This is a genomic window from Variovorax paradoxus EPS (assembly GCF_000184745.1).
GTDB lineage: Bacteria > Pseudomonadota > Gammaproteobacteria > Burkholderiales > Burkholderiaceae_C > Variovorax > Variovorax paradoxus_C.
The window spans coordinates 3,740,905-3,754,283 of record NC_014931.1 but is presented as its reverse complement, the minus strand read 5'-3'; the positions used below and the strand labels follow the sequence as shown (position 1 = coordinate 3,754,283).

13 protein-coding genes are annotated in these 13,379 nt (G+C 66.6%); 9 read left to right on the top strand and 4 right to left on the bottom strand.

Annotated elements, in window-relative coordinates; translation table 11 throughout:
• Positions 1–7 precede the first annotated feature (7 nt).
• The 9 genes from VARPA_RS17390 to VARPA_RS17355 all read left to right on the top strand — a co-directional run bounded on the left by VARPA_RS17390 (position 8) and on the right by VARPA_RS17355 (position 8,724).
• Positions 8–1,456, top strand: coding sequence for an LLM class flavin-dependent oxidoreductase (locus VARPA_RS17390; protein WP_013541894.1), 1,449 nt, complete (start codon positions 8–10; stop codon positions 1,454–1,456).
• A gap of 42 nt (positions 1,457–1,498) precedes the next feature.
• Positions 1,499–1,759, top strand: coding sequence for a hypothetical protein (locus VARPA_RS31125; protein WP_144299007.1), 261 nt, complete (start codon positions 1,499–1,501; stop codon positions 1,757–1,759).
• Between the two features lie 97 nt (positions 1,760–1,856).
• Positions 1,857–2,450 (top strand): FMN reductase, encoded by a 594-nt coding sequence (gene msuE, locus VARPA_RS17385; protein WP_013541893.1) that lies wholly within the window; start codon positions 1,857–1,859, stop codon positions 2,448–2,450.
• 40 nt (positions 2,451–2,490) lie between these two features.
• A complete protein-coding gene (sfnG, locus tag VARPA_RS17380; protein ID WP_013541892.1) occupies positions 2,491–3,630 on the top strand; it encodes a dimethylsulfone monooxygenase SfnG in 1,140 nt (379 codons plus the stop codon).
• Between the two features lie 8 nt (positions 3,631–3,638).
• Complete coding sequence (locus VARPA_RS17375; RefSeq protein ID WP_013541891.1) at positions 3,639–4,529, top strand: ABC transporter ATP-binding protein; 891 nt, start codon at positions 3,639–3,641, stop codon at positions 4,527–4,529.
• 14 nt (positions 4,530–4,543) lie between these two features.
• Positions 4,544–5,425 (top strand): branched-chain amino acid ABC transporter permease, encoded by an 882-nt coding sequence (locus VARPA_RS17370; RefSeq protein ID WP_200861485.1) that lies wholly within the window; start codon positions 4,544–4,546, stop codon positions 5,423–5,425.
• Between the two features lie 3 nt (positions 5,426–5,428).
• Positions 5,429–6,541, top strand: a complete 1,113-nt coding sequence (locus VARPA_RS17365; RefSeq protein WP_013541889.1) for a branched-chain amino acid ABC transporter permease — start codon at positions 5,429–5,431, stop codon at positions 6,539–6,541.
• Between the two features lie 47 nt (positions 6,542–6,588).
• Complete coding sequence (locus tag VARPA_RS17360) at positions 6,589–7,911, top strand: ABC transporter substrate-binding protein (protein ID WP_013541888.1); 1,323 nt, start codon at positions 6,589–6,591, stop codon at positions 7,909–7,911.
• A 42-nt stretch (positions 7,912–7,953) separates the two neighbouring features.
• Positions 7,954–8,724, top strand: a complete 771-nt coding sequence (locus VARPA_RS17355; protein WP_013541887.1) for an ABC transporter ATP-binding protein — start codon at positions 7,954–7,956, stop codon at positions 8,722–8,724.
• On the opposite strand, the gene VARPA_RS17350 is transcribed toward VARPA_RS17355, so the two are convergent.
• The 4 genes from VARPA_RS17350 to VARPA_RS17335 all read right to left on the bottom strand — a co-directional run bounded on the left by VARPA_RS17350 (position 8,679) and on the right by VARPA_RS17335 (position 13,379).
• Positions 8,679–9,611: an SdiA-regulated domain-containing protein gene (locus tag VARPA_RS17350; RefSeq protein WP_013541886.1), complete on the bottom strand. Its 933-nt coding sequence runs from the start codon at positions 9,609–9,611 to the stop codon at positions 8,679–8,681. The two genes, VARPA_RS17355 and VARPA_RS17350, sit on opposite strands and share 46 nt — an antisense overlap.
• Before the next feature lie 84 nt (positions 9,612–9,695).
• The gene (locus tag VARPA_RS17345; RefSeq protein ID WP_013541885.1) at positions 9,696–10,148 is read right to left on the bottom strand and encodes a hypothetical protein; all 453 of its coding nucleotides are present in this window, start codon (positions 10,146–10,148) and stop codon (positions 9,696–9,698) included.
• Positions 10,149–10,279: 131 nt separating this feature from the next.
• Positions 10,280–11,665: an amidase gene (locus VARPA_RS17340; protein ID WP_013541884.1), complete on the bottom strand. Its 1,386-nt coding sequence runs from the start codon at positions 11,663–11,665 to the stop codon at positions 10,280–10,282.
• A 64-nt stretch (positions 11,666–11,729) separates the two neighbouring features.
• Positions 11,730–13,379, bottom strand: a complete 1,650-nt coding sequence (locus VARPA_RS17335; RefSeq protein WP_013541883.1) for a dipeptide ABC transporter ATP-binding protein — start codon at positions 13,377–13,379, stop codon at positions 11,730–11,732.

Here is a 13,379-nt window from a genome sequence, read left to right as displayed (position 1 = left end):
TTCGCGCATGACCAAGACCATCCGCTTCAACGCCTTCGAGATGAACTGCGTGGCGCACCAGTCCCCCGGGCTGTGGGCGCATCCGCGCGATCGATCCTGGGAATACAAGGACCTGAACTACTGGACCGACCTGGCGAAGGTGCTGGAGAAGGGCCTCTTCGACGGCATCTTCATCGCGGATGTCATCGGCTACTACGACGTGTACAAGGGCGGCAACTACCACGCGCTGCAGCAGGCGGCGCAGATCCCGGTGAACGATCCGCTGCAGCTGGCGGCGCCCATCGCCATGGTGACCGAGCACCTGGGCATCGGCATCACGGCGTCGACCTCGTTCGAGCACCCCTACACCTTTGCGCGGCGGCTCTCCACGGCCGACCACCACACCAAGGGTCGCCTGGGCTGGAACATCGTCACCTCGTACCTGGAGAGCGGCGCGAAGAACATCGGGCAGGGCGGCCTGCGCAAGCACGAGAACCGCTACGAGGTCGCGCAGGAATACGTGCAGGTGCTCTACAAGCTTTTCGAAGGCAGTTGGGAGCGCGATGCCGTCGTGCGCGACCGGCGCACCGGCATCTTTGCCCACCCCGAGAAGATCCACGAGATCGGGCACAAGGGCGAGTACTTCGACGTGCCCGGCTATCACCTGTGCGAGCCCTCGCCGCAGCGCACCCCGCTGCTCTACCAGGCGGGGGCATCGGGCCCGGGCAAGGCGTTTGCCGCCCAGCATGCCGAGTGCGTGTTCGTGGCCGCGCCGAGGCAATCCACGCTGAAGAACTACGTGCGCGAGGTGCGCGAGCAAGCCGCGGCGGCGGGGCGCGATGCGCAGAAGCTGCTCATCTACAACCTCGTCACGGTGATCGTGGACGAGACCGATGCGAAGGCACAGGCCAAGTTCGAGGACTACAAGCGCTACGTGTCCTACGACGGCGCGCTGGTGTTCATGTCGGGCTGGACCGGCATCGACTTCGGCCAGTACGCGCCGACCGATCTGGTCCGGCGGGTGGAGACCAATGCCATCGTCTCGGCCATCGAGCACCTGGCCGGCGGCGACAAGGCCTGGACCATCGAGGAGCTGGCCGTGTGGGGCGGCGTGGGCGGCATGGGGCCGGTGTTCGTCGGGTCCGCGAGCACGGTGGCCGACATCCTGCAGCAATGGGTGGAAGAGACCGATGTGGACGGCTTCAACCTGGCCTACGCGGTGGCACACGAGACCTTCGAAGACGTGGTGACGCATCTCGTGCCCGAGCTGCAGCGCCGGGGCGTCTACCCCAAGGCCTATGCGCCGGGAACGCTGCGCGAAAAGCTCTTCGGCCAGGGGCCGCTGCTGCCGGACAGCCATCCTGCGCATCGCTACCGCGACATCGAGCGCGTCAAGCGCGAGGAGGCGCAGGCCGCGCAGGTTCGAACAGCAGGGCTGCAATCGAAGCAGCCAGAACCGCTCGCACAAGCGGGCTGATGCGAGTTCGGGGCTAATCAACAAGGACCGTTCGGACTGAGCTTGTCGAAGTCTCGCGCGGCGCTTCGACAAGCTCAGCGTGAACGGATCGATATTTTCGAACGCGTTTCCGCATCAAAGCTTCGCGCATGCGCATTGCTGCAAGAGCAGCAACCCCTTGCCGTGTTGCTGCCTGGCGTTCATGCGATGCGCGCATACCGATCTGCTTCAAACAACTATGGCGGCAACGCTGCTGATCCAGCAGCAATCCAGCCGCAGCCTGCTGCCGATCCAGCATGCGCGAAAGCAGTCATTTCGCTCTAACTCGTTGATTCATAAGGCCTCGCGAAGTGGCACGCCATTCGCTTATATGCAATGTGCCGCGAACGGGTCGCAGCTTCCAAACAAAGGTCATATCAACATGAGTCGAAAACTGAAAGTCGTTGCCGTCTCCGGCAGCCTGCAACGTCCCTCGCGCACGCTGGTGCTGGTCGACCGGCTGCTGGCCGAGCTCGGCGACGAGGTCGCCATCGATGCGCGCGTGATCTCGCTCGGCGAGATCGGTCCGCAGTTCGCCGGTGTGCTGTATCGCAACCAGTTGCCCGCGGCCGTCGAAGAGAGCATTGCGGCCATCGAGTCCGCCGACCTGCTGATCGTGGCGAGCCCGGTGTACCGCGGCTCTTACACGGGGCTCTTCAAGCACCTGTTCGACTTCGTTCATCACGAAGCGCTGACCGACAAGCCGGTGCTGCTCGCCGCCACCGGCGGCAGCGACCGCCACGCGCTGGTCATCGACCACCAACTGCGCCCGCTCTTCAGCTTCTTCCAGGCGCGCACGCTGCCCATCGGCGTCTACGCGGTCGAGAAGGACTTCGAGGGCTACGAGATCGCCAACCCGGCGCTGCGCGAACGCATCGCGCTGGCCGTGGCGCGCGCCGTGCCGCAACTGCGCGAGGCCTCGCCGGCCGCCGCGCCCGTCGCCCAGAAGCCCGTGCCCGTGGCGCTGGCCGCCTGAAGCAATCCCGAATCGACCGTTCACAGAGAGGAACCTCGCCATGAGCCAACCGTATTCCACCACCGCCCCCGTCAAGTTCGCCTACTGGGTGCCCAATGTCAGCGGCGGCCTCGTGGTCAGCACCATCGAGCAGCGCACCGACTGGAGCCTCGAATACAACCAGCGCCTCGCGCTCGCGGCCGAAAAAGCCGGCTTCGAATATGCGCTGAGCCAGATCCGCTTCACCGCGGGCTACGGCGCGGAGTACCAGCACGAGTCGGTGTCGTTCAGCCAGGCGCTGCTGCATGCGACCACCAAGCTCAAGGTGCTGGCCGCGATCCTGCCCGGCCCGTGGAACCCAGCCGTGGTGGCCAAGCAGATCGCCACCATCGACCACATCTCCAACGGCCGCATCGCCATCAACGTGGTGAGCGGCTGGTTCAAGGGCGAGTTCCAGGCCATCGGCGAGCCGTGGCTGGAGCACGACGAGCGCTATCGCCGCTCCAACGAATTCATCCGCGCGCTCAAGGGCATCTGGACCGAGGACAACTTCACCTTCAAGGGCGATTTCTACCGCTTCAGCAACTACACGCTGAGCCCGAAGCCGGTGCAAAAACCCCACCCCGAAATCTTCCAGGGCGGCAGCTCGCGCGCCGCGCGCGACAACGCGGCCAGCGTGTCGGACTGGTACTTCACCAACGGCAACACGCCCGAAGGCCTGAAGGTGCAGATCGACGACATCCAGGCCAAGGCCGCGGAGAACGGCCACACGGTGCGCATCGGCGTGAACGCCTTCGTGATCGCCCGCGACACCGAGGAAGAAGCCAAGGCGGTGCTCGCCGACATCATCAAGCACGCCCACGTCGAGGCGGTGCATGCCTTCGGCGATGCGGCCAAGCAGGCCGGCAAGTCGTCGCCCGAGGGCGAGGGCAACTGGGCCAAGTCCACCTTCGAAGACCTCGTGCAATACAACGACGGCTTCCGCACCAACCTCATCGGCACACCGCAGCAGATTGCCGAGCGCATCGTGGCGCTCAAGGCCATCGGCGTTGACCTGATCCTCACCGGCTTCCTGCACTTCATCGAAGAGGTGGAGTACTTCGGCGAGAAGGTGCTGCCGCTGGTGCGCAAGCTTGAGGAAGCCGGGCAGGGCGCGAATGCCGGCAAGCAGAGCAAGCCGGCGCTGGAAGCCGTCGCGTGAGTCTTGCGATGCCCGATCTTTTCTTCGAGGCGGGTCCGGTCTCGCTCGGTGTCGACCCGGTGGCTTTCATGCCGGCGGGACGCGCGGCACCAGCGGGGAAAGACACGGGCACCTCGGCCGTGCTGCGGCTGGAAGGCATCGACCTCAGCTTCGGCGGCGTCACCGCGCTGTCGGGCGTGGACCTGTCGATCGCCAAGGGCGAGGTCCGCGCCGTCATCGGCCCGAACGGCGCCGGCAAGAGTTCGCTGGTCAACGTCATCAGCGGGCTGTACCGGCCCGACCGTGGGCGCGTGTGGATCGGCGGGCGCAGCTTCGGCCATGTGCCGACGGCGCGGCTGGCACGACTGGGCATCGCGCGCACCTTCCAGAACCTCGCGCTCTTCAAGGGCCTGAGCGTGCGCGACAACGTCGTGCTCGGCCGCGTCGATGCGGCGCGCTCCACTTTCATCGAGCAACTCATCGGCCTCGGCCGCGCGCGGCGTGAGCGCGAGGATGCGCGTGCGCGGGCCGACGCGATCATCGGCTTCCTCGGCCTTGGCGCCGTGAGTGAACGGCCTGCCGGCACGCTGGCCTACGGCCTGCAGAAGCGCGTGGAGCTCGCACGTGCGTTGGTCGCCGCGCCGCAACTGCTGCTGCTCGACGAGCCGATGGCCGGCATGACGGTCACCGAAAAAAGCGAGCTGGTGCATTTCGTGCGCGCCGCGCGCGACGAATTCGGCACCACCATCCTCCTGATCGAGCACGACATCGGCGTGGTGCTGGGCCTGTCGGACCGCGTGGCCGTGTTCGACCACGGCGTCAAGATCGCCGACGGCACGCCGGCCGAGGTGCGCAGCGACCCGGTGGTGATCGATGCCTACCTGGGCGTGGCCCACGAAGACGAAGCGGAGCAGGGCTGATGGATGCCTCTGATCTGAGCTTCTTCGCCGAGGTGCTCATCGGCGGCCTGCTTTCGGGCGTGATGTATTCGCTCGTTGCCATCGGCTTCGTGCTGATCTACAAGACATCGGGCGTACTCAACTTCGCGCAGGGCGCGCAGCTGCTGTTCGCCGCGCTCACCTTCGTGAGCCTGGTGGAGCGCGGCGTGCCTTTCGCGCTCGCCTTGCTGCTGACCTTCGCGCTCATGGTGCTGCTGGGTCTCGTCATCGAACGCACCGTGCTGCGGCCGCTGGTGAACCAGCCGCCGATCACGCTGTTCATGGCGACGCTGGGGCTCTCGTACGTGATCGAGGGCGTCGCGCAGCTCGTGTGGGGCACGCAGGTCCATGCGCTGGAACTCGGCATCGCGGACGAGCCGCTGCAGTTCCTCGGCATCATGGTCTCGACCTTCGACCTGTTCGCCGCCGCAACGGCGGGCGTGATGGTGGCGGCGCTCTCGGCTTTCTTCCGCTACACCCGCGTGGGTCTCGCGTTCCGCGCGGTCGCGGACGATACCTATGCGGCGATTGCGGTGGGCCTTCGTCTGCCGCGCATCTGGGCCACGGTGTGGGCCGCGGCCGGCGTCATCGCGCTGGTGGCCGGGCTGCTGTGGGGTGCGCGGCTGGGCGTGCAGTTCTCGCTCTCGCTGGTGGTGCTGAAGGCGCTGCCGGTGCTGGTGCTCGGCGGCTTCGACTCGATCCTTGGCGCCATCGTCGGCGGGCTGGTGATCGGCGCGCTCGAGAAGCTGGCGGAGGTGTACATCGGGCCTTTCGTCGGCGGTGGCATCGAGAGCTGGTTCGCGTATGTGGCGGCACTGGCGTTTCTGTTGATCCGACCGAGCGGGCTGTTCGGGCAGAAGCTCGTGGAAAGGGCTTGAGCGATGAGCGCTGTCGCTTTGCCCCGAGCACTCCCTGCGTGGATCTGGCCGCTTGTCGTGCTGGTCATCGCCTTCGGCATCGTGCCCTTCACCGCCTCAGGCTATGTATTCGACGCGCTGCTGATTCCATTCCTCGCGCTGTCATTGGCGGCCGTAGGACTCAATCTGCTGACCGGCTACGCAGGTCAACTCTCGCTTGGCACCGCGGCCTTCATGGCGGTCGGCGCCTTCGCGGCCTACAACTTCAACCTGCGCGTGGACGGCCTTCCACTGCTCGTGAGCATCGGCCTCGCGGGGCTGGCGGCCACGGCCGTCGGCCTGGTGTTCGGGCTGCCGAGTCTGCGGCTGCGCGGTTTCTACCTCGCGGTCTCGACGCTGGCCGCGCAGTTCTTCGTGCAATGGGCGCTCACCAAGTTCAGCTGGTTCAGCAACGACAACGCCTCGGGCGTGATCGATGCGCCAGCGCTCGAAGTGGCCGGCATCGTCTTCGACACGCCGGTGGGCCGCTACATCTTCTCGCTGAGCATCGTCACCGTGCTGACGCTGCTCGCGTGGCGCCTCGTGCGCACGCAAACGGGCCACCACTTCATCGCCGTGCGCGACAACGAACTGGCCGCGCGCGTCATCGGCGTGCCGGTGCTGCGCACCAAGCTGCTGGCGTTCGCGGTGTCGTCGTTCATCGTGGGCGTGGCGGGGGTGCTGTGGGGCTTCGTGTACCTGCGCACCGTGGAGCCCGCGGGCTTCAACCTCGACCGCTCGTTCCAGATTCTCTTCATCGTGATCATCGGCGGGCTCGCGACGATCCGAGGGGCGTTCTTCGGCGCGGCGCTGATCGTGGTGTTTCCGCTGCTGCTCTCGCGCGTGGGCAGCTTTCTTTTCGGCGGCTGGTTCGACTCGGGCGTGCTCGACATGAGCCAGCGCATCGTGCTGGGCGCACTGATCATTTTCTTTCTCGCCATGGAGCCGCAAGGGCTGGTCGCCCTGTGGGACCGCGCGCGCAAGCGGCTCGTATTGGCGCGAGATCAAGCCGTGCCCATGCCCACAGCAACCGTTCACGCTGAGCTTGTCGAAGCGCCGCGCAAGGCTTCGACAAGCTCAGCCCGAACGGTCTTATGAGCGCACAGCTTTCCTTTTTCCTTAGCTTCCCAAGAGCCATCATCACCATGTCTTTCATCAAGCACCTGAAAACCGCGGCCCTGGCCGTCACCCTTTCCGTGGCCGGCCTGCAGTTCGCGCATGCCGATGGCAACGAGCAATTCTTCCCGCTGCAGAGCTACCGCGTCGGCCCCTATGCGGCCGGCGGCACGGGCTTCTTCGGCGGCTTCATCGACTACCTGAACCTCGTCAACACGCGCGATGGCGGCGTGGGCGGCGTCAAGCTGACATGGGAGGAGGGCGAGACGCAGTACGAAGTGGAGCGCGGCGTGGAGGTGTATGAGCGCCTGAAGCAACGCCCAGGCATCGCGACCTGGAACCCGCTGTCGGTGGGCATCGCCTATGCGCTCATCGATCGCGTGACGGCCGACAAGGTGCCGCTGCTCACCATCAACCACGGCCGCACCGACACCACCGACGGCCGCGTGTTCAAGTACATCTTTCCGCTGCTGCTCAATCCGTACAGCGAGACCTCGGGCATCGTGAACTACATCGCGGGCAAGGAGGGCGGCACCGACAAGCTCAAGGGCAAGAAGATCGTGGTGCTGTACCACGGCTCGCCCTACGGCAAGGAGACCATTCCGGTCTATGAGCTGCTCGCCAAGAAGTACGGCTTCACGCTGCAGCAGATCGAGGTGCCGCATCCGGGCAACGAGCAACAGTCGCAGTGGCTCACCATCCGCCGCGTGAAGCCCGACTACGTGGTGCTGCGCGGCTGGGGCGTGATGAACCCGGTGGCGCTCAAGACGGCGCAGAAGACGGGCTTTCCGGTCGACCACATCGTGGGCAACGTGTGGTCCAACTCCGAGGAAGACGTGATTCCGGCGGGCGATGCGGCCAAGGGCTACGTGGCCATCACCACGGTGGCGGCCGGCGCGCAATATCCGGTGCTGCAGGACATCACGAAGATCGTCTATGGCGCGGGCAAGGGCAACCTGCAGGACACCAAGCGCATCGGCAGCGTCTATCACAACCTCGGTGTGCTCAACGGCATCCTGAATGTGGAGGCCATCCGCATCGCGCAGGCGAAGTTCGGCAAGCGCACGCTCACCGGCGACGAGATCCGCTGGGGCCTGGAGAACCTGAAGATCGACGAGGCGCGCGCCGCCGCGCTCGGTGCCAAGGGCCTGTTCCATTCGATCAACGTGACCTGGGACAACCACGAAGGCGACGGCCGCGTGGCCTTCCAGCAATGGGATGGCAGCAAGTGGAACGTGGTGTCCGACTGGATTGCGCCCGACTGGAAGCTGCTGCGGCCGATCATCGAGAAGTCGTCGCTTGCGTATGCAAAGGAGAAGAACGTCAAGGTGCGCAAGAGCATCGATGACTGAACAGGGCCGACCCGCAACACGACTCGCAGGAAGGCCACTGCAATGACCACGCCCCTGTTGCGCATCGAAGCCGTCGAGGCGGCCTACCAGCGCTCGATTGCCGCGCTGCACGGCGTGAGCCTGGAGGTGCGCGCCGGCGAAATCCACGCGCTGCTCGGCGCCAACGGCGCGGGCAAGTCGACCACGCTCAAGGCGGTGTCGAACCTGCTGCCGGCCGAGCGCGGACAGGTCACGGCCGGGCGCATCGTGTTCGACGGGCACGACACGGGCCGCAGCAGCCCGGCCGACCTCGTGCGGCTCGGCCTGGTGCAGGTGCTGGAGGGCCGGCATTGCTTTCGCACGCTGACGGTCGAAGAGAACCTGCTGACCGGCGCACTGGGGCGCAGTGCGCGGCGCTCGGAAGCTGCCGAAGACCTCGCCAAGGTCTACGCGATCTTTCCGAAGCTGAAGGACAGGCGAAAGACCCCGGCAGGCCTTTGCTCCGGCGGCGAGCAGCAGATGACGGCCATCGGCCGTGCCCTGATGTCGCGGCCCCGGCTGCTGGTGCTCGACGAGCCCTCGATGGGATTGGCGCCGCTGGTGGTGCGCGACATCTTCGAGCAACTGCGGCGGCTCAACCGCGAAGCGGGCCTGTCGATCCTGGTCGCCGAGCAGAACTCGACTGTCGCGCTGCAATACGCCGACCGGGCGACGGTGCTCGATGCAGGCGTTGCGGTCTTGAGCGGCGATGCGGAGGCGCTGCGCCAGCGCGCCGACATCCAGTCTTTCTACTTCGGCGAAGGCGCCGTCGCGGACGCTCGCTCGAAGCGGTAGAACAGGTTGGGCTCGGACAGCAGATAGAGCTTGCCGTCCGGCCCCACGGCGACGCCCTCTGGCTGCGGCACCTTGCGCTGCAGGCCGTTGAACCCGCGCCACAGCGGCAGCATGCTGACCGGGCGCCCGTCCGGCGCGTATTCCACGATCAGGGCCGACTCGTCGCTCAACAGCAGCAGATGTCCGGTCTCGTCATGCACCGTGACCGACGAAAGATCGCTCATGAACAGCGAGGCCGCGCGCGAGGATTTCCATTCGCTGATGTCGATGTTGAAACCGGTGGGGGGCGTGGCCGGGTCGAGGCCGGTGATCATCAGCACGCGCATCGGCAGCTTCTCGCGAACCACGTACAGGCGCTTGTGCACGCTGTCCCAGGAAACGCCTTCGAAGCTGCTGTTGTGCAGCTTGTCGATGCCGATGCCCAGGCTCGGACGGCCGGCCACCGACACCCGCTGCGTATCGCGGCCGATCTGCACCCAGTACATGCGGTGGCTGTCTTCGTCAGAGATCACATAGCTGTCGCCCTGCACGTAGGTGATGCCCTCGGGGTCTTTCACCCCGTCGAGCGCGACGACGCGCAGCAGCCGGCCCTCGGTGGTGAGCTCCGCGATCTGCGGCGGACGGTTGATGACGGTGAAGAGGGTGCCGGTTTCGGTGTTGAAGGTCAGCCCCGAGGCATTGCGGGTCAGGCCCTGGATCGGCATGCCTTCGACCGCCACCCGGTAGCCCGGCAGCCACAGCGAGTTGCCCGCCCATTGCGATGCACCCAGCGTCGTGCTCAGCCAGTAGTAGCCGAGTGCCAGAACCTTGAAATACCAGATGAAGAGAGCGCAAAGGCCGACGACGAAGGCGTAGAGGAGGGCTTTGCGGGGACTCGGACGGCTCATGCGGTCCGAGTCTAGGGGCTTCGAAAGCGGCGGGATGCCGCTCGATGGCTGCGTCGGCTGCCCGGGCCTTCGCAGCGCGCTGGCTTACTTGACGGTGGCTGGTGCCGCCGAAGTGCCGACGACGCCGGCAACGGTGGGCGCCAGCGTGCCCTTGACCGTGTCGGGGAAGGTGTACATGCCGCCGGAGGCCGGATCGACGATCAGCATGCCCAGGAGGCCTCCCAACATGATGTTGGCGACGTACCAGCCGCTGACCTGGCTGTCGACCTGCTGCGAAGCATCGGCGAAGCCTTCTTTTTTCATGGTGACCGTGTAGGCCTCGGACTTGAAGTACCCCGCGCCGCGCTTGAGCGTGACGGTCGATGGCGTGGTGCCGGTGTGCACCGGCTCGCCCGCCCGGTTGGTGATCGTCATTGCGGCGCCTTGGGGTGCGCTGCTGAAGGCGACGGCCTGGGTGGTGCCGTTGAAGATGCTGGCGCAACCACTCAGACACACCACGACTGCAGCGGCCACCGCTGCTTGAGACAAACGGATCATTTCTTCTCTCTCCCTAGGGATGTTTATTGGGGCCGCAATGCTATCCAGCTTCCCAAAGGAATCCGCTGAACTTCACTCGGCCTGGTAGAAATAGGTTCGCGTCTATCGCTGCAGGCGATGCCTCGTCGCCATCACACAGGCTCTGGCCAAGGTGCCTGTGCCCCGCGCACAGACTCGTAGAACGCAGCCATCTGCAGCACGCCAAGATCGTCGAACCGGCGCCCGGCGATCTGCAGGCCGATGGGCAGGCCGCTCGCGGCGTAGCCGCAATTGATCGATGCCGCGGGCTGCTCCGACTGGTTGAACACCGAGGTGAAGTGGGAGTCCTTCAGTGGATTTTCCGGGCCGCTGTTGATGGCCTCCGCCGCGAAGGGCAGCACCGGCGACACGGGTGACAGCACGTAGTCGTACGGCTGCGTGGCGGCGACGGTCGCCGCACGCAACGCCTGCATGCGTGTGAAGGCCCTGAAGGTTTCCTCGGGCGAAAGCGAGCCGGCGAACTCGCCCGCTGCATGGATGTAGTCCGCCGCCAGCTTGGCGCGTTCCACCGGCATTGCGGCCAGATCGACGCGGCAGCGCATGGTGAAGAAGTGCGCCATGCCCATGCGCATCTCCAGCGTGGTCCAGTCGGCGAGTGGCTCCACGATGGCGCCGGCCTGCTCGAAGAGGCGCGCCGCGGCCAGCACGGCTTCCTTCACCTCGGGGTCGATCGGCCAGCCGCCCGCGGTGTCGGTCCACAGGCCGATGCGCAGGCCCCGCACGTCGCGGCCGAGGTGTTCCCAAGCAATGTCTTGCGCCGGCAGGCTCATGTAGTCGCGCGGGTCGGGGCGCGAGACCACCTTCATCAGCAGCGCGGCGTCGGCGACGGTGCGCGTCATGGGGCCGATCACGCGTGCGGCTGCCGGCGGATCGACGGGAATCCGCCCATGGCTGGGCTTGAGCCCGAACACGCCGCAGAAGTTGGCGGGAATGCGCACCGAGCCGCCGATGTCGGTGCCCAGGTGCAAGGGGCCGTAGCCCGCTGCTGCAGCGGCGCCCGCGCCGGAGCTGGAGCCGCCGGTGTTCTTGCTCAGGTCCCAGGGGTTGCGCGTGAGCGCATGAAAGCTCGACGGGGCAGCACCGAGAAAGCCGAAGTCCGGCATCGTCGTCTTGGTGACGATGACCGCGCCCGCTTCGCGCAGTCGCGCGGCCGCAGGCGCATCCGCCGCGGCGGGCGACAGCACCGTGGCGGCGCTGCCGATCGGCGATGGCGTGCCGCGCGTGGCGATGTTTTCCTTGAGCGTGACTGGCACACCGTCGAGCTCGCCCTGCGGCGTGCCTTGTGTCCATCGTGCTTCGGAAGCCTTCGCCGAGGCGAGGGCGGCTTCGGCATCCAGCGCGTAGGTGGCGTGGATGCTCGGCTCCCAGCGCTCGATGCGCGCCAGCACGGCCTTCGTCACGTCGACGGGAGAGAGGGTGCGGTCGCGATAGCGCTCGAGCAGTTGAACGGCGCTGAGGGCGTACAGGGGTGTGTCCATGATGTTGTTTCTCTTTGCGGGTCGGGGATGTTGTTGATCGGAGCCAGGAGTCGATGCGCGCGCATCAACCCTGGCCGAACGCGTAGCCCTGACCAGGGGCCGCGGCCAACAGGGAGCGGGTGTAGGCCTCTTGCGGCGACAGCAGCACGTCGCGCGCGGTGCCTTGTTCGACGATGCGGCCCTTGTGCATGACGATCAGCCGGTCGCAGATCTGGCTTGCCACGCGCAGGTCGTGCGTGATGAAGAGGATGCCGATGGACAGGCGCTGCTGGATCTCCGCGAGCAGCTTGAGGATCTGGTCCTGCACGGAAACGTCGAGCGCCGAAACAGCTTCGTCGGCGATCAGCACCTGGGGCTCGCAGGCCAGCGCGCGTGCGATGCACAGGCGCTGCCGCTGGCCGCCGGAGAACTCGCTCGGATAGCGGTGCAGCACCTCGGGTTTGAGCCGCACGAGGTCCATCAGCTCCTCGGCGCGCTGCCAGGCCTTCTCGGGAGAAAGCCCGAAATTCACCGGCCCTTCGATGATCGATTGGCCGACCGTGCGGCGCGGATTCAGCGAGCGGTTCGGGTCCTGGAACACGACCTGCACCATGCGCCGGAACGCCGAGAGCCGTGCGCGCGGCGCGTGCTGCGCTTCGAGGTGAGGCACCCAGACCTCGCCGCCGGTCGGCTCGATCAGCCGCGCGATGCAGCGCGCCACGGTGGACTTGCCCGAGCCCGACTCGCCCACGATGCCCACGGTTTCGCCGGCACGGAGCTGGAGCGACACATCGGTCGCCGCGTGCACCGTGCGGCGCTTGCCGGGCCACGAGCCGGAGCGGTAGGTCTTGGTCACGCCGCGCGCGTCGAGCAACGGCGGTGCGTCGGCGACGGGAGGGCGTGAAGCGGGTTCCAGGCGCGGCACGGCGTCGAGCAGCATGCGCGTGTAGGGCTCCTTCGGCCGGCGCAGCACTTCGTCTTTCGGTCCGCTTTCGACCTGGCGGCCCAGTTGCAGCACGACGACGTGGTCCGCGATGTCCGCGACCACGCCGAAGTCGTGCGTGATGAACAGCACCGCCGTGCCGTTCTCCTGCTGCATCTCGCGGATGAGCGACAGGATCTCGGCCTGCGTGGTCACGTCCAGCGCGGTGGTGGGCTCGTCGCAGATCAGCAGCGCAGGGCGCAGGATCAGCGCTATGGCAATCACGATGCGCTGCCGCTGTCCGCCCGAGAGCTGATGCGGATAGGCGTCGTAGATGCGTTCGGGCTCCGGCAGCTTGACGCGCGCGAAGATGGCCAGCACCTTCTGCCGGCGCTCCGCGGCACCGAGTGCTGTGTGTTCGGCCAGCATCTCATCGACCTGGGCGCCGCAGCGCATCACAGGGTTCAGTGCCGTCATGGGTTCCTGGAACACCATCGCCATGCGGGCACCGCGCCATGCGCGCAGGCGTGCGGCGTCGGCTGCGAGGACGTTCTCGCCCAGCACTTCGATGCGTCCGCCCGAAGGCTTGAGTGCATCGGGCAGTAGTCCCATCACGGCCTGGGCGATCACCGATTTGCCAGAGCCCGATTCGCCCAGCAGGCACACGACCTGGCCGGGCATCACGTCGAAGGAAACACCGCTGACGGCATGCGGCCGGTCCGCACCTTGGGGCAAGTCGATGCACAGGTCGCGCACGACAAGGCAGGGCGATCCGGCGGCGGGCGGGGTGGTGGAAAAAGACGTGCGTGCCAT